The sequence below is a fragment of the Candidatus Enterococcus willemsii genome, from assembly GCF_009933335.1.
Classification (GTDB): Bacteria; Bacillota; Bacilli; order Lactobacillales; family Enterococcaceae; genus Enterococcus_F; species Enterococcus_F willemsii.
In genome coordinates, this window is sequence record NZ_MAEL01000035.1 from 139984 (window position 1) to 160110 (window position 20127).

Below are 20127 nucleotides of genomic sequence, written 5' to 3' on the forward strand. Positions count from 1 at the left end.
ACTGAACACAAAGGAGTGAACCCCATGGATGAACTATTTACTCAACGAGCAAGAGCAGTTCTCGCAATTGCCCAAGAAGAGGCAAAATATTTTAAACACCAATCCGTTGGTTCTGAACATATTTTATTAGCCTTAATTATTGAACAAAATGGCATTGCTGGCAAAACATTGCGAGAAATGCGTGTGAATGAAAATGACATTCGTGAAGAAATCGAACACCTAACAGGTTATGGCACAATGAAAGAGTATCCTACTGGGGGCTTTTTACCTTATTCACCAAGAGCACGTCAAATCTTTGCTTATGCAGGTGATGAAGCTAAGCGTTTAGGTGCCCAACAAATTGGTACAGAGCATCTTTTATTAGGTTTACTACGTGATGAAGAAATTCTCGCTTCACGTATTATGCTGAACTTAGGAATGAGCCTAGCCAAAATGCGTCAATTATTGAAGAAAAAAATGGGCTTGAATCAACCTAAAGGCAATGGTGGACGTCGTCGCCCACAACAAAATCGTCAACAAACACAAGAAGGTGGCACACCAACATTAGATTCTTTGGCCAGAGATTTAACGAAATTGGCACGTGAAAAGCGTTTAGATCCAGTCGTTGGTCGCACAAAAGAAGTCAAACGTTTGATTCAAATTTTGAGTCGTCGTACCAAAAATAACCCTGTTTTAGTAGGTGAACCGGGTGTTGGTAAAACAGCCATTGCAGAAGGGCTTGCCCAAAAAATTGTGAATGGTGAAGTACCCAACGACATGCAACAAAAACGCCTTATGATGTTAGATATGGGTGCATTAGTTGCTGGAACGAAATATCGTGGTGAATTTGAAGATCGGATGAAAAAAATCATTGATGAAATTTATCAAGATGGACAAATCATCCTATTTATTGATGAGTTGCATACCTTGATTGGTGCAGGAGGCGCAGAAGGAGCCATTGATGCGTCAAATATCTTAAAACCAGCACTGGCTCGTGGTGAGCTACAAACAATTGGGGCAACAACCTTAGATGAGTACCAAAAATATATTGAAAAAGATTCAGCTTTGGAACGTCGTTTTGCTCGTGTGCAAGTTGATGAGCCGACACCCGAAGAAGCAGAAGAAATTTTAAAAGGTTTGCGTTCACGTTATGAAGAGCACCATGGCGTAGAAATTACGGATGATGCTTTACATGCGGCGGTACAGCTCTCTGTTCGTTATATCAATTCACGTCAATTACCTGATAAAGCTATTGATTTAATGGATGAATCCGCTGCGAAAGTTCGTTTGGATAAAGCAGATGAAGTTTCTGAAACGGCGTTATTGCAAGAAGAATTATTAGCATTAGCCGAAGAAAAAGAAGCGGCTATTCGCCAACAAGACTTTGAAACAGCTGCTCGTTTGCGTTTACGTGAGAAAGACTTGAACCAGCGTTTGGCAGAAGTCGCATTTATCGAAGTCAAAGAAGCTTCTGGTTATCAAGATAAAGTGACTGCCGAAGATGTAGCAAGTGTCGTTTCTCAATGGACCGGTGTTCCACTGCAACAATTGGAAAAACGCGAAAGTGAACGTCTGCTTGATTTAGAGAAAGTCTTGCATCAACGAGTGGTTGGTCAAGATGAAGCTGTTCAAGCAGTCTCACGTGCCATTCGCCGTGCAAGGAGTGGCTTAAAAGACCCAAATCGTCCAATCGGTTCCTTTATGTTCTTAGGACCAACTGGTGTCGGTAAAACTGAATTAGCTAAAGCTTTAGCGGAAGCGATGTTTGGTAGTGAAGATGCGTTGATTCGCGTAGATATGTCTGAGTTTATGGAAAAATACAGTACGAGCCGTTTGATTGGTTCACCTCCAGGATATGTCGGTTATGACGAAGGTGGCCAATTAACAGAAAAAGTTCGTTCAAAACCTTATTCAGTTATCTTGCTAGATGAAGTGGAAAAAGCCCATCAAGATGTCTTTAATATTTTATTACAAGTACTGGATGATGGTCACTTGACGGATTCAAAAGGACGCCGTGTTGATTTTCGTAATACGATTTTGATTATGACGTCAAATATCGGAGCAACTGAACTACGTGAAGAAAAAAATGTTGGCTTTAATGTGGTCGATGCCTCGAAAGATCACAAAGCCATGCAAAAACGTATTTTGGAAGAATTGAAAAAAGCGTATCGTCCAGAATTCTTGAACCGAATTGACGAAACGGTGGTATTCCGCTCACTAAAACAAGATGAAATCCATCAAATCGTGAAAATCATGAGCCGTTCTGTGATTAAACGTTTAGCAGAACAAGATATTCAATTAAAAATCACACCAGCTGCACTAGATGTAATTGGCAAAGCAGGATTTGACCCTGAATACGGTGCACGCCCAATCCGTCGTGCATTACAAAAAGAAGTCGAAGATCGTTTAAGCGAAGCCTTGCTTTCAGGTCAAATCCAATTAGGAAACCAAGTAACAATTGGTGCTTCTAAAGGAACGATTACACTGAATGTGAAAGAACCGAAAACGACAAAAATATTAGAAAAAGTATAATAAGAAAGTACCTCTCTTCTCAATTGCCCCAAATATGGGTTCACGAGAAGTGGGGTACTTTTTTTATTTATGAGCTTTTTTATATCTTTCTAAAGCAAAACTGCTAAATCGTTAGAGAAATGTTATTTAAAGAAACGTATCAATCTCTTTCAAAATTTTTCTTTTCTTGCAGTGTTCCGTCCATCTTGTAGACTTTTAAAGTGCTGTTCTTATTTTCGGCAATTTCTGATCCGCGTTTTACAGCCTCTTTTTTCGTATGAAAGCGATCACTTGCGCGCTTTGCTCCTTCTGAGATGACGAGCCATTCTTTTTGTTCAGCGTCGAATTTTACAAGAACAGGAACATCTAATAATCGAGAATGCTCGGGATTGCTGTCGTGTGAATCTGCTTTACTTGGATTTTTGGTATTTGCAAAGTCGTGTCGTTCTTGCGAAGTGGCATTCTCTACCCACTCTTTGGCTTGACTGATGGCAATCGGGATTGCTCGTTCCTCGGGATACTTGTCAGCTAATAAGGCATTTCCAATGTCAATTGCTTTCTTTCGGGTCAACACATCCAAATTTTTCATTGAAGTAGGATAATCTTGCATATTCCAAGCCATGATTTTCTCTTCCTTTCGATTAAATGCATTTAATACCTGTATTACTTTCTTACTTAAAGAGTAACAAAAATTGTTTTTAAAAGATAATAAAGCGCTCGCTTACAAATAGTAAGCATATTTATTGGTTTTCTCAAAAAATAGTTTATAGTTAAAGTACCAGTAAGTTTAAAGGAGAATATAAAATGGCAATAGATATTGAAAATTTAATTTTTGGTTTAGACACGTTTGGCGATGTGGCTTATAACGATGAGACAAAAGAACGAATGAGCTACGAAGAATCTTTACGGATGATTGTGAAAGAAGGTAAATTAGCCGATGAATTAGGAATAGATGTGATTGCGCTAGGTGAACATCACCGCAAAGAATATGCTATTTCTAGTCCAGATACAGTACTTGCAGCCCTAGCAATGGTCACTAAAAACATTACACTAGGAACAGGAGTAACAGTATTAAGTTCGGATGATCCTGTCCGAGTGTATGAACGGTTTGCGACTGTTGATGCGTTATCGAACGGAAGAGCGCAAGTGATGCTTGGTCGTGGTTCATTCACGGAATCTTTTCCTTTATTTGGTTATGATTTGCAAGATTACAATGAATTATTTGAAGAAAAAATTGCATTATTTCATCAGTTGTTAGCGAATGAACCAGTCACATGGGAAGGAAAATTCACCCAATCTTTGACAAATACCCAAGTTTACCCTAAATTATCAAAACGTTTGGATGTACAAGTAGGTGTCGGTGGCTCGCCAGATTCCATTATTCGTGCTGCAAGATACGGATTTCCAGTTATGTTAGCGATTATTGGTGGTGAACCAACACGTTTCAAACCGTATATCAACTTATATGAACGTGCAGCTGCTAAATTTAATCAACCTGCTCATCCAGTGGGCATGCATTCACATGGCGTCATTGCTGATACAGATGAGGAAGCCAAAGAAATTGCCTGGAATTATTTGAAAAAATCTATGGATCAAATTGGGATGGAACGTGGCTGGTCAGCAATGAATCGTGAACGTTTTGAATTTGAAATCACTCACGGTTCTTATTACGTGGGTAGTCCAGAAACTGTTGCCCAAAAAATGGCAAAAATGATTCAAGAAGTGGGTGTCCAACGTTTTGACCTAGTATATGGTGCAGGAGGTCAGCTACAAAAAGACCGTTTCCGTACCATTCAACTATATGGTGAAAAAGTGGTTCCGCGAGTAAAAGAATTATTGAGAGTTGGCGATAACCGTGCGTAAATTAGGTATTCTTGGCGCTGGAAAATTAGGCACTGCCTTAGCTCGTTTGGCAGTCGAAGCAGGTTATGAAGTCTTGATTGCTGGTTCAGGAGCAGTCGATAAAATCGCTTTAACGATTGAAGTACTCGTTCCCGGAGCTAAAGCACTAACGGCCAAAGAAGCCGCAGCACAAGCAGACATTATATTACTGGCGTTGCCTTTGAGTAAATACCAAATGCTGCCTAAAGAAGAATTATCAGGGAAAATTGTGATAGATGCCATGAATTATTGGTGGGAAGTCGATGGTAAAGAAAATACGATTTCTAACTTACAACGTTCGTCTTCGGAAGTTATTGCAGACTTTTTAGCTGAAAGTGATATCGTCAAGGCATTTAATCATATGGGGTACCATGATATTGAAAGTGAAGCCCATAAACAAGGTGCAACCAGAAAAGTCATTGCTTACGCGACAGATAAGGATGATGCCGGTAAGCAAGTGGCAAAAATGATTCAGAAGCTAGGTTTTACCCCCTTATCGATTGGTCCCTTGAAAGAAGGAATCATGCTTGAACCAGGTAGCACATTATTTGGCGCCAATTTAACAGAAGAAGATTTCCTAGCAGAAATCAACCAATTTCCAGACACGGAATTTGGCCAACAAGTGATGAAACAAAGAGAAGTCTGAAGCAGGCTTCTCTTTGTTTATGTAAAATTTACTCTTCCGCAACGAATAATTGCTGTTGTATCCGTCGATAGTCGGTTAATAAATACTCATACAGAACCGGAATTTCAGGGTGTTTGGTTAATAATTGGTTGTAGTTAGGTAGCAAGAGACGAAAGCTTTGGACAAGTCGTTGGGTTTCGTCAGACAATGGTTTGTAAGGTACAACGATTTCTCCTGTAAAAAAACTACAGAGACCGTGTATTTGATGGAACTTTTGTTGCATTTCACGAAACACGCAACTATCCAATGTTGTATGAGCATGCAAAGCAAAAAAGATGGTGTCGTTAATGGTCGCTGGTGCCCAAATTTTTTCTAAACCGGTCAATTGTTGCCATAAAAAAGTAAAGCCACGCTCAGACAATTGATAGGGTGGTGCATAATAAACTGGCGTAGGTCGTACAATATAATCTTTTGTCGGACGTTGTCGTTGAATCGATTGATAACGTTGAAAGAGTGCCTCTGATTGATAACTATGTGGTGGATCGGCAAGTAACGAAGTAATCCAAGCCAACCAACGGATTTGCGCTAAATTTCCCTTGAGTGCCGGAGTGTGCATAAAGGACAATTCTAATTGATAATGGTTTAACAGTGGCAATAATTGTTGGACACGACGTTGAAAAGAAGCCGCACTGATATGCATACTACGACGCAATTCTTTTGTGGAATAGTATGGATTATCTAGCACTTTAAGCAATAGTTGAAAAGCGTCACTGCGATGAAGCAATGTAGAAAAAAATAATTGTCCATGTTCTTCGGCATAGATTCCTCGAAGGATATTCTTTTTAAGATAAAATCCAACACCAGTCGCACGATTCAATGGTTCTTTCTGCCAGTTTTGCAAATAACGTTTCAAAGCAGCAGGTGCTTTTTGTAATTTCTGGCATAGTTTGTCTAACGAACATGGATTTTCAATTTGGAGATATTGGAAAACTTGATAAATTAATTGGTCTTGTTTTAGTAAGATTGTTTGAAACATCCTCATCACCTCACATATAAATTAGCATACTGTTTCGTCATTACAAAAAGTACTTAATAGTCAAATATACGAGAAAAAGGTCTCAAACTGATGTTAAAAGGCTACTTTTTTGTTAAATTTAGCTATTTATGGTCTTTTTTGTCGTTTTTAAGACGTTTATGTCGAATTTTGCACCATTTTATAGAGATTTTAGTCGTTTAAGAGTAGGTTTTGACTATTTAGAGTGGGTGACTTGGATTTTTTTAGTGAAGCAAGTATGATGAACATAAGAAATGGAGGGAGATACTATGCGAATAGTAACTACGAAGCAACCTGGAGAGAGTGAACAACTCCAAATTGTGGAACAAGATGTACCCAAACCGTCTGTAGGTGAACTATTAATTGAAGTTGCAGCAGCTGCTGTTAATCGGACAGATATCATCACCAGACAAACGAGAGTGAACCCTTATCTAGGCGTTGAAGTAGCCGGTATTGTACGAGAAATAAATGGCGACAGTTCCTTTAAAATCGGTGATCGTGTGATGGGACTTGTTAATCAAGGTGGCTATAGTGAGTATGCCGTGATGCCAAGTGATCGTGCGATGCTGATTCCGGATAATTTATCGTTTACCGATGCCGCTGCGATACCTGAAGTCTTTTTGACCGCTTATCAAACATTGTATTGGTTAGGGGAACTACAGACTGGTTCAGTGGTAATCCATGCAGGAGCAAGTGGTGTCGGCACAGCAGCGATTCAACTTGCAAAACAACTGACTGATGCAAAAATCATTGTCACAGCAGGTTCTGCCCAAAAATTAGCCCTTTGTCAGCGATTAGGGGCAGACGTCGGGATTAACTATCACGATACAGATTTTTCAGAACGTATCTTACAAGAAACAAATGGGCAAGGAGTCGATGTGATTCTTGATTTTATTGGTGCCAGTTATTGGCAACAAAATTTAAAAAGTATCGCCGTAGATGGTCGTTGGGTGCTGATTGGTATTCTTGGGGGACGTATTGTCGAACAAGTCGATTTATTTGCTTTGTTAGAAAAACGTGTACAACTCAAAGGCACTTTATTGACCCCTCGAGCAGACAGTTACAAAGCGGCATTAACGAAAGAGTTTTATACAAATGTTGCTCCTTATTTAGCAAACGGGACCATTTATCCAGTTGTCGATACTATTTTTGATTTAGCAGATGTGCAAACAGCTCATGAGTATATGGAAGCGAATAAGAATAGTGGGAAAATCGTCTTGCGTGTGAAAGAGGTCTGATATGCTCGTCAAAGGAATACTATATTTTCTAGTAATTATCGTAGCAAATACAGTCGGAGCAGTCTCGGGTATGGGGGGCGGTGTGATTATCAAGCCGGTATTAGATTTATTTGCGATGGATAGTGTAGTCGCTATTTCCTTTTATTCAACTGTTGCGGTATTTGTGATGTCGATTGTTTCAACCTTTCGTCAAGTCAAGAATGGTATGAGCATTCGCTTGAAATTAGTTGGTTATATTTCGTTAGGATCAATTCTTGGTGGTGTATTAGGAAATACACTTTTTGAAGAATTGTTACGTCTTTCTGGTAGTCAGAGTGTACAGCTGTTTCAAATTATCTTAACAATTATCACTCTGATTTTTGCTTTTTTGTATTCACGTTTTGAATGGAAAAATTTTCATTGTCGTCATTTTAGCTGGTATATTTTATGCGGGTTGATTTTAGGCTTTTTAGCTAGTTTGTTAGGAATCGGTGGTGGACCGATCAATGTGTCTTTATTGATGTTGATGTTTGCGATGCCGATTAAGGATGCGACAGTCTATTCTATTTGTACGATTTTTTTCTCTCAATTATCGAAACTTCTCACAATTGCAATGTCTACGGGCTTTGAACGTTATGATTTAACGATTCTTCTGTACATTATTCCAGCAGCCATTTTGGGTGGTTTATTGGGAGCAAAAGCGAGTCATCTTTTTTCATCAGGAAAGGTCACTCTTATCTTTCAGGTCATTATTTTAGTTGTATTGATAATAAATATTTTTAATGGCATTCGGTTATTTTTGTGAAATTTTCGAGTAGTAACAAAAATTTCACAAGAAAGCCCTCTCACAGCATTAAATGATTGCATTTCTTCCAAAAAAGAATATGATAGAAAATGATGGCGTGTTTTTAGTGAAAAAAGTTAACTTTTTTCATTGACTCACCGATTTAATACAGGAACGAAAGCAATAAGATTCTTTGTGAAACTTTTTTAAAATTGCTTCGCGTTTTTTGTGCAATCATTTTAGTATTCTTTATTTTGGAAAGAATAAAGACAAGGAGGAGAAAACTATGGACATTGTTACATTAGCAAGAATCCAATTTGCGATGACAACCATTTTTCACTTTTTCTTTGTACCATTTTCAATCGGTACAGGGTTAGTTGTAGCAATTATGGAAACTCTCTATGTAATAAAAAAGAATGAGCTTTACAAAAAAATGGCAAAATTTTGGGCAAACATCTTCCTATTAAGTTTTGCTGTAGGGGTTGTAACAGGTCTTATTCAAGAATTCCAATTTGGAATGAACTGGTCAGAATATTCTCGTTTTATGGGAGATATTTTTGGGGCACCGTTGGCAGTTGAAGCATTATTAGCCTTCTTCTTAGAGTCAACTTTCTTAGGTTTATGGATGTTTACTTGGGATAAAGTAAGCCCGAAAGTGCATAACTTGTTTATTTGGTTAGTTGTGTTGGGTTCAATGATGTCAGCGTTCTGGATTTTAGTTGCGAACAGTTTTATGCAACATCCAGTTGGTTACACAATTAACCCAGACAATGGTCGTGCAGAAATGACTGATTTTGTAGCATTGGTAAGTAATCATAAAGTATGGTATGAGTTTTCTCATGTTATTACAGCTGCAATTGCAATGGGAGGAATCGTTATTGCCGGTATGGCAGCATTCCGTCTATTGAAAAAAAATACATTGACTGATTTGAGCCGTACCGTTTACACGAAATCAATGCGTATTGGTTTCTGGGTTGCTTTAGTTGGATCTATTGCGGTTTTAGGTGCCGGCGATTTCCAAATGAAAGCGATGGTTGAAGATCAACCAATGAAATTTGCGGCAACTGAAGGTTTGTATGAAGATTCAGGAGATCCTGCAGCATGGACTTTAATTGCGTGGATGGATGAAGCCAAACACGATCGTGTATTTGGTCTTGAAATTCCGTATATGTTAAGTATTTTATCTTATAATGAACCAACTGGAATGGTTCCAGGGATGGATTCAGTAAATGAAGACTTAGTAGCAGAATACGGTGAACGTAACTACTACCCACCAGTCAATACACTATTCTGGAGCTTCCGTATTATGGCCGGATTTGGCGTATTAATGTTGATGGTGGCAATTGTTGGTTTGTTCTTAACACGTAAGAAAAAACCAATTCTTTATGAAAAATCTTGGATGTTGTGGATTGTTGCTTTGACCACCTTTACACCATTCCTAGCGAATACAGCTGGTTGGTTAGTGACTGAATTAGGTCGTTACCCATGGACAGCGTATGGATTATTTACGATTGAACAAAGTGTTTCACCAAATGTTTCTGCTACGTCACTAATGATTTCAAACATTGTTTACTTTGTTTTATTTGCAGGAGTAGGTAGTGTCATGGCGTACTTAGTTGTCCGTTTATTAAGAAAAGGACCAGATGCGTTAGAAGCAACTGAAATTGAAACACAGACAATCGATCCATTTGATGGAGGTGAGTTCAGTGAGTAATTTAGAATTATTATGGTTTGTTTTAATCGGGGTATTATTTGCAGGATTCTTCTTCCTAGAAGGGTTTGACTTTGGTGTCGGAATGTCAGTACAAACACTGGCACATGACGAAGAAGAAAAAAGTCAATTAATTGAAACAATCGGACCTGTTTGGGATGGAAATGAAGTATGGTTAATTACTGCAGGTGGCGCGATGTTTGCGTCTTTCCCATTCTGGTATGCTTCTTTATTCAGTGGTTATTATTTAATCTTATTATTAATTTTAGTAGGATTGATTATTCGTGGGGTCTCTTTTGAATTCCGTCACCACATGCCAGCGAAGAAAGCATGGATTTGGAACTGGACATTAAGTTTAGGTAGTTTAATTGTGCCGTTTTGTTTTGGTCTTTTATTTACTAGCTTAGTTAAAGGAATGCCAATTGATGCCAATGGTGATATGAGTGCGCGCTTTACAGACTACGTGAATCTATTTTCAGTAGTCGGTGGTGTAGCAGTAACGTTGCTTTCTTATTTACATGGATTGAATTACATTTCATTAAAAACAGAAGGTGCGATTCGTTTACGTGCTCGTAACTATGCACAAGCTCTTTATTGGGTTGCTTACGTTGGTTTAGCAGCATTTGCCGTATTATTGTATTTCAACACTGATTTCTTTGAGCATAGTCCTGTGACAACAATTGTCTTTTTAGCGCTAATGGTTATTTTAACAGTTGTGGCTAACTTGGCGTTATACAAAGAAAAAGAAAAGACTGCTTTTATTGCTAGTGGTTTAACATTAGTATCATTAGTGGCAATGTTATTTACTGGTTTGTTCCCTCGTGTCATGATTAGTTCAGTTGATCCGAAATTTGATATTTTAATTGAAAATGCGTCTTCTACACCTTATACATTAAAAATTATGAGTTATGTAGCATTGACTATCTTACCATTCGTTTTAGGGTATATCATTTGGTCTTACTACATCTTTAGAAAACGTATTAGAAAAACAGATACAGCGGGGTATTAATTACTATGATGGATAAAGCCATTATTGGCTTGCCAGGCATAAAGAAAATAATGGGGATGCTTGCAGGACTTTCCGTCTTGCAAGCCCTCTTTATAATTGGGCAAGCTTATACGTTAGCAACAGTAATTACGAATTTATGGCGTGGTGAATTATTGCTAGATCAGCTAGAAATGATTGTCGCTTTCTTTGTGATTTATTTAGCACGACATGGTGTAACTTTTGTTCGTGACAAGATATTGGACAAGTACTCAGCGGAGCAAGCGGGGTATTTACGTCAGTTGTTGTTAGAAAAAATCTTTCGAGTAGGGCCACAAATTGTTCAAAAACAAGGAACAGGAAATATGACGACAATGGCATTAGATGGCATTGCTCAAGTAGAAAACTATATTCATTTAATTTTGGCCAAGATGATGAATATGATGATTGTTCCTTGGCCGATTTTAGCAGTTGTGTTTTATTTTGATGTAGAGTCAGGGATTGTTTTGTTGTTGGTTTTTCCGTTGATTATTATTTTTATGATTATTTTGGGTTATGCGGCACAAGCGAAAGCGGATCGTCAGTATAAAGCCTTTCAAATTTTATCCAACCATTTTATTGATTCCTTACGTGGGATTGATACGCTTAAAATGTTTGGTTTAAGTAAAAAATATGGTCGTGGTATTTATAGTACGAGTGAAGAATTTCGTAAAGCGACGATGAGCACGTTGAAAGTAGCCATTTTATCAACGTTTGCATTGGATTTCTTTACAACGCTATCCGTAGCGATTGTGGCAGTTTTGTTGGGTTTACGTTTGATTAATGAAGGTATTCTATTGTTCCCAGCATTGACAGTCTTGATTTTATCACCAGAGTATTTTTTACCTGTTCGTGATTTTGCCAGTGACTATCATGCGACATTAGATGGCAAAAATGCGATGACAGCGATTCGTGAAATCCTAGAGGAACCAGAAATTGAAGGGGAACAGATTTCTGTGCCAACATGGTCAGAGGATTCTTCTGTTGAAATGGAAATGACAGTTTCTTATGATGAACAAGAAGCGTTAGCGGTTGATTATACGGTTAAAGGCTTCAAAAAAATTGGGATTATCGGGATGAGTGGTTCAGGTAAATCGACGTTTATTAATACGTTGAGTGGTTTCTTGCAACCAACGGGTACAATTCAGATAAATGGAGAATCAGTAGCTAACTTTGCGCAAAAAGATTGGCAAAAGCAAATGATTTATATTCCTCAAAATCCGTATGTCTTCCAAATGTCATTGCGTGAGAACATTGCGTTTTATACACCGGAAGCATCTGAAGCAGATATTCTAGAAGCTGTTCGAGTGGCTGGATTGACGGAATTAGTGGCTGAACTACCTGAAGGGCTCGATACACAATTAGGTGGCGGTGCACGGGCATTGAGTGGTGGGCAAGCACAACGAATTGCTGTAGCACGTGCGTTCTTAGATAAAGAACGAAAAATCCTATTGCTTGATGAACCAACAGCCCATTTAGATATTGAAACCGAAGTCGAATTAAAAGAACGCATGGTACCATTAATGGAAAATCGTTTAGTCTTCTTTGCGACACATCGTTTGCATTGGATGCATCAAATGGATGAAATTATGGTCATTGAAGATGGTAAAGTGATAGAAGTGGGTACGTTTGACGAGTTAACAGCGAAACAAGGACACTTCTACTCGCTGACGCAACAAATGAGGAGGGAAGCAAATGAATAAGATTCCTCTACTACAAGCATTTAAAAAAGATACTTGGGTGAAACCATTCTTAAAACAATATAAAAAAGCCTTAGTACTTGCCTTGATTCTTGGGTTTCTGACCTTCTTTTCAGCAGGTGCTTTGATGTTTAATTCAGGCTATTTAATTAGTCGAGCAGCCTCATTGCCCGAAAATATTTTAATGATTTATGTTCCGATTGTTTTTACACGTGGTTTTGGGATTAGTCGTCCCGTTTTTCGCTATATTGAACGTTTAGTCAGTCATAATTGGGTCTTAAAAATGACCTCAAAATTACGACTAAAATTGTATACAACCTTAGAAAAAGATGCAATTTTCTTCAAACGTAACTATCGAATGGGAGATATTTTAGGTCTATTGGCAGAAGATATTAATCATATTCAAAATCTGTATTTACGGACGATTTTTCCAACAGTAATCGCTTGGATACTTTATGCGTTTCTGATTATCGGATTAGGTTTTTATTCTTGGTGGTTTGCGCTTGTTATGGCATTGATGCTCTTTAGTATAGTGTTTGTCTTACCTTTATGGTCAGTGCTAGTAAATGGTGCTAGACAAGAGCAAGAAAAGCAGTTAAAAAATGCCTTATACACCGATTTAACCGATAACGTCTTAGGTGTCTCTGATTGGATTTTCAGCCAACGTGGGCAAGAATATGTGCAATTACATGAAACATCTGAACGTCATTTATTAGGTGTGCAAGAAAAGCTCCGTCGCTTTAATCGCCGTCGGAATTTCTTATTGCAAGCGATCTTTGGGGTCATTGTTGTCTTGTTAATTTTATGGACGAGTCAACGTTTTGTAGGAAATCATGGCGGAGAAGCGAACTGGATTGCGGCTTTTGTTTTAAGTGTCTTTCCATTAGTTGATGCGTTTGCTGTTTTACCCGATGCGGCACAAGAAACCAATATCTACAAAGATTCTTTGGAACGTCTAAATGATTTACCCGAGAAAGAAGAAGTCCAAACAGTTGAAAACGTGCAAGAACCATTGACCATTGACGTGAACAATGTGACTTTCCAATATGAAAAAGGTACACGCAATGTGCTTGATCATTTGAGCTTAACAATTCCACAAGGCGAAAAGGTCGCTATTTTAGGACGAAGTGGTTCGGGGAAAAGTACGCTTGCTAGTTTGATTCGTGGTGATTTAGTTCCTAATGAAGGCCAGCTAACTTTAGGCGGTGTGGCAACCTATCAATTAGGCGATGGCATTTCTGAATACATTGGTGTCATTCAACAAGAACCTTATTTGTTCCATACGACGATTCTGAACAATTTGCGTATTGGTAATGAAAAAGCCAGTGTGGACGAAGTGTGGCATGTATTAGAGCGTGTCGGATTGAAAGAATTAGTTGATAAACTACCAGCTGGTTTAGACACCATGGTCGATGAAGCGGGCTTGCGTTTTTCTGGTGGAGAACGTCATCGGATGGCGTTGGCACGTATTTTACTAAAAGATACCCCGATTGTTTTGTTGGATGAACCAACTGTCGGTTTAGATCCGATTACAGAACAAGCATTGATTGATACTTTCTTTGGAGAGTTAAATAACAAAACAGTGATTTGGATTACCCATCATTTACAAGGAATTGAAAAGATGGCACGTGTCATTTTCATTGAAGATGGTCAGCTTGAAATGTCCGGTTCACCAGCTGAACTAGCAAAAACAAATATACGTTACCAAAAATTGAAAGCCATTGATGATGGTCGCATCAATTGAGAAAAAAGTTCCATAACAACGAGTTAGTTGTCGTGGAGCTTTTTGTTTTGTATGATAAAGCAGAGGAGGAGAGGTCATGGCACAATTACAAGTAAAACAGGTATCTTATCAAATTGAAGAAAAGCAATTATTAAAAGAGATTTCATTTGAAGTACAACAAGGTGAATTTGTCACACTAACTGGACCATCAGGAAGTGGGAAAAGTACTTTGTTAAAAATTATTGCTTCGTTAGTAACTGCGACTAGCGGACAAATCTATCTTGATGGACAAGCACAGACAAGTTTTCTTTTGAATGAATATCGGCAAGAAGTTTCTTATTGTTTCCAACAACCGAGTCTATTTGGTAAAACGGTACGAGATAATTTAATCTTTCCGTTTACTGTACGCAATCAACCATTTGATGAAGAACTTGCCCTGCATTATTTACAAAAAGTCGCGTTAGCTTCCTTTTTAGACAAAAAAGTAACGGAATTATCAGGGGGCGAAAAGCAACGAATTGCCTTAATTCGAAATCTATTATTTTTACCGAAGATTTTGTTACTGGATGAGGTAACGGTGGGGCTGGATGCTGAAAACAAGCAAATTATTTATCAATTGCTCCACTTTCTACAGGAAAAAGGGGTCACACTGATACAAATTACCCACGATGCCGAAGAAATTAGTCAAGCTTCACGGATACTTGTCTTAGAAAAGGGGGTCTTACGATGAATAGTCAATTAAATGTGACCAATCTCTCACTTTTATTCTCGTTTTTACTTGTGATGATTGCGATGGGGATTAGTACCAAAGAAAAATTAGGCTTGTCAAAAGACATTCTAATTGCCACGCTTCGTGCAGTCATTCAATTAAGTTTAATTGCGTACGTGTTAAAATATGTCATTCAAGTCGACAATACGTGGTTAACGTTACTAATGAGTTTATTTATCATTACCAATGCTTCATGGAATGCACATAAACGCAATCCTAGCCAACATAAAGCATTCAAAAGTTCTTTCTTAGCGATTGCAATTAGTACGTATGTGACGTTGGGTGTTCTGGTTTTATCCGGTTCGTTAGCATTTATTCCATCACAAGTTATCATGATTACCGGGATGATTGCCAGCAATTCAATGGTAGCAATTGGACTGTGCTACCGCAATTTAAATAGTCAGTTTCGTGATCAACGCCAACAAGTGCTTGAAAAACTGGCATTAGGTGCTGATGTAAAATTAGCTGCTCAAAGTATTTTACGTGAAAGTATTCGTGTGGCAATGCAACCAACTGTTGATTCAGCAAAAACTGTCGGATTAGTTAGCTTACCAGGAATGATGTCGGGCTTAATTTTTGCTGGAATTGATCCGATACATGCCATTAAGTACCAAATTATGGTGACGTTCATGTTACTATCCACGACAAGTGTTGGTGCAGTGATCGCGGGTTATAGCAGTTACAAGTATTATTTCAATGAAAGCCAACAATTGCGTGATGAGTAGCCATTTAGGAGATGAAGCAATGATTGAGTTATTTATTCTAATGATGGAACGTGTCGGGCTGATTATTTTATTAGCTTTTCTTTTAGTCAATGTGCCTTATTTTAAAAGAATGCTACTGAGTCGAGAGACAAATCGCTCGAAGTTTCGTTTAATTTTGATTTTTGGCGTCTTCGCTGTTATTTCTAATTTTACGGGGATTGAGATTACCGAAAATCAAATCGTTCCCAGTAACGTCTTAACCTACTTAAACAATGATGCATCCATTGCGAATACGCGAACCTTAGTAATTGGTGTGTCTGGTTTGATTGGTGGCCCCTTCGTAGGGAGTCTGGTCGGGCTAATTGCTGGTGTGCACCGAGTGATTCAAGGAGCAGTTACGGGCTTGTTTTATATTCCTGCATCTGTTCTGGTTGGTCTATTATCCGGGGTTATTGGCAAGCGATTGGCAAAGGAAAACCAATTCCCTAAGCCGATGTTAGGTGCTGTTGTCGGTATTGGGATGGAAGTTATCCAAATGTTATTTATCTTATGCTTCAGTGGCGATTTACAGGATGGAATGAATCTAGTACGCTTAATCGCTTTGCCAATGATTTTGTTGAATAGTGTGGGGACATTTATTTTTCTATCGATTTTAACGACAACGTTGAAGCAAGAAGAGCAGGCAAAAGCGGTGCAGACGCATGATGTGTTGGCTTTGGCAGCAGAAACCTTGCCTTATTTTCGCGAGGGGTTAAATGATCGTTCTTGCCAGCAAGTCGCACGGATTATTAAGCATTATACAAAAGTGAGCGCAATTAGCATGACGGATAGTCATCAAATCTTGGCACATGTAGGGTCAGGAGATGATCATCATATTCCTGAACTGGAAGTTATTACCGAGTTATCTAGAGAAGTATTACGGACAGGGAAAATGACGATTGCACGCACGAAAGAAGAAGTCGGATGTTCGCATCCAGATTGTCCGTTACAAGCAGCGATTGTGATTCCCTTACTGTCACACGATAAAATTGTGGGGACGCTTAAGATGTATTTCACTGATCCCACGCGTTTAACACATGTGGAGGAGCAGTTAGCTGAAGGATTGGGCACGATTTTTTCTTCACAATTGGAACTTGGTGAAGCAGAAGTGCAATCGAAATTATTAAAAGAAGCTGAGATCAAAAGCTTGCAAGCACAAGTCAATCCACATTTCTTTTTCAATGCGATTAATACCATTTCTGCATTAATGCGCAAAGATGCCGAAAATGCGCGACGTTTATTATTACAGTTAAGCACGTATTTTCGTGGAAACTTGCAAGGAGCCGTCCAAACGACGATTCCATTAGCGCAAGAGTTAGAGCAAGTTCAAGCCTATTTATCGTTAGAACAAGCGCGTTTCCCAAATCGTTACCAAGTGGATTTTGAGATTGAAGAAGGTTTAGAAGAAAATAAAGTTCCACCGTATGCTATTCAAGTGTTAGTTGAAAATACGATTCGTCATGCGTTTGGCAATCGAAAAACAAACAATCACGTAAAAGTTGTCGCGCACAAAATAGACCGAAACGTCATTATCGATGTGTGGGACAATGGCATGGGTATTCCAGAAGAACGAAAAGCGTTGTTAGGCAAAGAAGCTGTCAAATCAGAAAAAGGGACAGGAACAGCATTAGAAAACCTTGCTCGTCGCATTGACAATCTTTATAGTGGGGCGGGAAGCTTCCAAATTGAAAATCGACCAACAGGCGGTAGTCATGTGCGTTTAACGTTACCTATTACAGAATAAAGGGGAATCATGTATGCATGTATTAATTGTCGATGATGAACCATTGGCACGAGAAGAATTAAGCTATTTAGTGATGCAACATCCAAAAATTACATCGACAGCAGAAGCTGAATCAGTCGAAGAAGCGATGGAAGAGATGATGGATCAAAAACCGGATATTGTGTTTTTAGACATCCATTTAACAGATGAAAGTGGATTTGATTTAGCGGAAAAGTTCACGCATCTGAAAAAAGCACCGTATTTAATTTTCGCAACCGCATACGATGCCTATGCATTAAAAGCTTTTCAAGTGAATGCAAAGGATTATTTATTGAAACCATTTGAAGAGCAAAAAATCCACCAAGCATTAGACAAAGCATTAAAAGAAATTGCGCAACAACAACCAACTGTCCAAACGTTTGAAGCGATTCCGATTCAAGGGGAAGACCGAATTTACTTAGTGGCACCAGAAGAGATTTATTTGGTTTCCGTCGAAGAACGCCAATTAAATATTGAGACTAAAGAACAAAGGTATCAGATGACCGGTTCATTAAATAAAATTGAACAAAAATTACCAACAGAACTCTTTCTGAAAACACATCGGAGTTTTATTTTGAATCGGACAAAGATTCAGGAAATTCAACCATGGTTTAACAATACCCTCCAAGTTATTTTAGAAAATGGCTCACGCGTACCAGTCAGTCGTTCCTATGTGAAGCAGTTTAAAGAAAGTGTTGGCTTACAATAAAAAAACCAGTGAATGAGGAGCTTCATTCACTGGTTTTTTTAAGTTATCGAAAATCAATGGCATATTCGGTCAGAGTATCCATATTAGAGATAAATTTATGTGCTTTTTCAGGTTGTTCTTCAACTTTTTTTAAGGTCTCTTTATCGGATGTATTTAAGATAATCCCTAACTTATTGTCACGGATTTTTTTATAAGGAATGAACTTTACATAATTACCGATATCAGCTTGTAAATTTCTGCTCGCTGCTTGTGCGAGTTTGTTATTGGTCCATTCGATGTTGTAGCCATTTGGTTGATTGGTGAAAGTTAAAGTATAGGTTATCTCAAGTGGGAGGGGTGAATCGACAGGTTCAAACTCATTCATCGTATGTTCGTGAATAAGACTCGTTTGTGTGACATAAACGTTTTGTTCTTCAGGAGCGGTGATTTCATAGGCAATCGTTGTATCTGTGTTTTGGATTTGAGTAATGAATGACGGTTGTTTTAAATAATAATAACCACCAATCGCAAGGGCAAGTAAGAAAATCAAACCAACAGACAACCAAATAAACTTCTTTTTCATAACAAACCTCCTAAAGCTCTTTTTCCTTTTAGTATAGCATGAAAAGGTTGTGTTGTTCTTTGTTTATCGAAGGTAATTATTAAATTTGCCATGTTTCACCAACGACTCATTCGAAATTTTCATGTATTTTACGTTTGTTTTTTTGCATTTCATGTCATTATTCAGGTAACTCGTGAATGTTTTCTCACAAAAATTCGTTTTCATTCTATACTAAGCATGTAGAAAACAAGAGGAGATGGACACTATGGAAAAGAAAGTATATTCATTTTTACAACAAGCATTTATTTTTGCTCTTATTATGTTACTAGCGAACGGATTGGCGTTAATTATACCAATTCCGGTACCAGCATCAGTGATTGGTATGATTCTACTTTTTGTCGGCTTATGTACAAAAATTATTAAGCTAGAACAGGTGGAAGAACTAAGTAATTCGTTGTCTCGAGTGATTACTTTCTTATTCGTGCCATCAGGTATTTCATTAATTAATTCGTTGGATATTATGCAACAATACGGTTTACAAATTCTATTTGTCATTTTAGTTGCAACACTAGCTTTATTAGCTTCAACGGGTTGGACAGGCGCCTTCTTATTACACATTAAGGATCACCGTGAAACCGAAAAAGAAAGACAAGTACCTGCAGAACATAAAGGAGGCGTGTCATTATGAGTCCATACGTTGGTATTATTATCTCATTTGTCGTTTTTGGTATCGGAAGCTGGGCATTCAAAAAAAGCAAAGGCTTCTTCTTATTTACCCCATTATTTTTTGCAATGATTTTAGGTGTTGCTGTATTGAAATTCACTGGGATCAGTTATGAACAATACAATGAAGGTGGTAAATTTATCAGCTTTTTCTTAGAACCTGCAACTGTGGCTTTTGCCATTCCTTTGTATAAAAAAAGAGATGTATTGAAAAAATATTGGGTAGAAATTTTGACCGCTTTGACGATTGGCTCATTTGGTTCATTAGTCGCAGTTGTACTTGCAGGGAAATTGATCCAAATGAATCCAAGCATTATCGCGTCAATTTTACCACAAGCAGCAACCACAGCTATTGCCGTTCCTATCTCTGAATCAGTTGGTGGTGTCGCATCAATTACAGCTTTTACTGTCATCTTTAATGGTGTGTTAACTTATGCCTTAGGACGCATGGCATTGAAATGGTTCCACATCAAACATCCCGTAGCCAAAGGATTAGCTCTTGGTGCTGCAGGACATGCTTTAGGTGTTGCAGTAGGATTGGAAATGGGTGAGACAGAAGCCGCTATGGCAAGTATTTCTGTTGTTGTTGTAGGTGTGATTACAGTCGTTGTGGTGCCCGTGTTCGCAACATTAGTAGGAATTTAAAAAAGAAGACATCTTGCTTGAAATAG

The 20127-nt window shown here is 38.3% G+C and carries 18 protein-coding genes; 15 read left to right on the forward strand and 3 right to left on the reverse strand.

Going from position 1 to position 20127, the window contains the following annotated elements; genetic code table 11:
• The first annotated feature begins 24 nt into the window (after positions 1–24).
• Positions 25–2511 carry an ATP-dependent Clp protease ATP-binding subunit gene (locus tag BAU17_RS06345; RefSeq protein WP_161901990.1) on the forward strand — a complete coding sequence of 829 codons (2487 nt, stop codon included), beginning with the start codon at positions 25–27 and terminating at the stop codon, positions 2509–2511.
• 139 nt (positions 2512–2650) lie between these two features.
• Here the strand turns inward: BAU17_RS06345 and BAU17_RS06350 are convergent, their stop codons facing one another.
• Complete coding sequence (locus tag BAU17_RS06350; protein ID WP_161901991.1) at positions 2651–3112, reverse strand: DUF2188 domain-containing protein; 462 nt, start codon at positions 3110–3112, stop codon at positions 2651–2653.
• Positions 3113–3294: 182 nt separating this feature from the next.
• Between BAU17_RS06350 and BAU17_RS06355 the strand changes: the two genes are divergently transcribed.
• Both BAU17_RS06355 and BAU17_RS06360 read left to right on the forward strand, forming a co-directional pair.
• Entirely contained in the window at positions 3295–4353 is a 1059-nt protein-coding gene (locus BAU17_RS06355) for an Atu2307/SP_0267 family LLM class monooxygenase (protein ID WP_161901992.1), read from the forward strand.
• A complete protein-coding gene (locus tag BAU17_RS06360) occupies positions 4346–5017 on the forward strand; it encodes an NADPH-dependent F420 reductase (RefSeq protein WP_161901993.1) in 672 nt (223 codons plus the stop codon). The genes BAU17_RS06355 and BAU17_RS06360 overlap by 8 nt, the downstream gene beginning before the upstream one ends.
• A 28-nt stretch (positions 5018–5045) precedes the next feature.
• Here the strand turns inward: BAU17_RS06360 and BAU17_RS06365 are convergent, their stop codons facing one another.
• Positions 5046–6032, reverse strand: coding sequence for a helix-turn-helix domain-containing protein (locus tag BAU17_RS06365; RefSeq protein ID WP_161901994.1), 987 nt, complete (start codon positions 6030–6032; stop codon positions 5046–5048).
• 287 nt (positions 6033–6319) lie between these two features.
• Here BAU17_RS06365 and BAU17_RS06370 point away from each other — a divergent pair, with 287 nt between their 5' ends.
• From BAU17_RS06370 to BAU17_RS06415, 10 genes are all read left to right on the forward strand, one after another.
• Positions 6320–7288 carry an NAD(P)H-quinone oxidoreductase gene (locus BAU17_RS06370; RefSeq protein WP_161901995.1) on the forward strand — a complete coding sequence of 323 codons (969 nt, stop codon included), beginning with the start codon at positions 6320–6322 and terminating at the stop codon, positions 7286–7288.
• A gap of 1 nt (position 7289) precedes the next feature.
• Complete coding sequence (locus BAU17_RS06375; RefSeq protein ID WP_161901996.1) at positions 7290–8072, forward strand: sulfite exporter TauE/SafE family protein; 783 nt, start codon at positions 7290–7292, stop codon at positions 8070–8072.
• Positions 8073–8337: 265 nt separating this feature from the next.
• Complete coding sequence (locus BAU17_RS06380) at positions 8338–9765, forward strand: cytochrome ubiquinol oxidase subunit I (protein ID WP_161901997.1); 1428 nt, start codon at positions 8338–8340, stop codon at positions 9763–9765.
• Entirely contained in the window at positions 9758–10771 is a 1014-nt protein-coding gene (gene cydB, locus BAU17_RS06385) for a cytochrome d ubiquinol oxidase subunit II (protein ID WP_161901998.1), read from the forward strand. Before BAU17_RS06380 ends, cydB begins: the two co-directional genes overlap by 8 nt.
• A 5-nt stretch (positions 10772–10776) precedes the next feature.
• Positions 10777–12489: a thiol reductant ABC exporter subunit CydD gene (gene cydD / locus BAU17_RS06390; protein ID WP_161901999.1), complete on the forward strand. Its 1713-nt coding sequence runs from the start codon at positions 10777–10779 to the stop codon at positions 12487–12489.
• The gene (cydC, locus tag BAU17_RS06395) at positions 12482–14230 is read left to right on the forward strand and encodes a thiol reductant ABC exporter subunit CydC (protein ID WP_161902000.1); all 1749 of its coding nucleotides are present in this window, start codon (positions 12482–12484) and stop codon (positions 14228–14230) included. Before cydD ends, cydC begins: the two co-directional genes overlap by 8 nt.
• A 76-nt stretch (positions 14231–14306) precedes the next feature.
• Positions 14307–14939: an ABC transporter ATP-binding protein gene (locus tag BAU17_RS06400; RefSeq protein ID WP_161902001.1), complete on the forward strand. Its 633-nt coding sequence runs from the start codon at positions 14307–14309 to the stop codon at positions 14937–14939.
• Positions 14936–15703, forward strand: coding sequence for an ABC transporter permease (locus tag BAU17_RS06405; protein ID WP_161902002.1), 768 nt, complete (start codon positions 14936–14938; stop codon positions 15701–15703). The genes BAU17_RS06400 and BAU17_RS06405 overlap by 4 nt, the downstream gene beginning before the upstream one ends.
• Positions 15704–15722: 19 nt before the next feature.
• A complete protein-coding gene (locus BAU17_RS06410) occupies positions 15723–17465 on the forward strand; it encodes a sensor histidine kinase (protein WP_161902003.1) in 1743 nt (580 codons plus the stop codon).
• Positions 17466–17478: 13 nt separating this feature from the next.
• Complete coding sequence (locus tag BAU17_RS06415) at positions 17479–18192, forward strand: LytR/AlgR family response regulator transcription factor (protein ID WP_161902004.1); 714 nt, start codon at positions 17479–17481, stop codon at positions 18190–18192.
• Positions 18193–18235: 43 nt separating this feature from the next.
• Here BAU17_RS06415 and BAU17_RS06420 read toward each other — a convergent pair whose 3' ends face one another.
• Complete coding sequence (locus BAU17_RS06420; RefSeq protein ID WP_161902005.1) at positions 18236–18754, reverse strand: hypothetical protein; 519 nt, start codon at positions 18752–18754, stop codon at positions 18236–18238.
• Positions 18755–18998: 244 nt separating this feature from the next.
• On the opposite strand from BAU17_RS06420, the gene lrgA reads away from it, so the two are divergent.
• Positions 18999–19421: an antiholin-like murein hydrolase modulator LrgA gene (gene lrgA / locus BAU17_RS06425; RefSeq protein ID WP_161902006.1), complete on the forward strand. Its 423-nt coding sequence runs from the start codon at positions 18999–19001 to the stop codon at positions 19419–19421.
• Entirely contained in the window at positions 19418–20101 is a 684-nt protein-coding gene (gene lrgB / locus BAU17_RS06430) for an antiholin-like protein LrgB (protein ID WP_161902007.1), read from the forward strand. Before lrgA ends, lrgB begins: the two co-directional genes overlap by 4 nt.
• Positions 20102–20127: the final 26 nt, after the last annotated feature.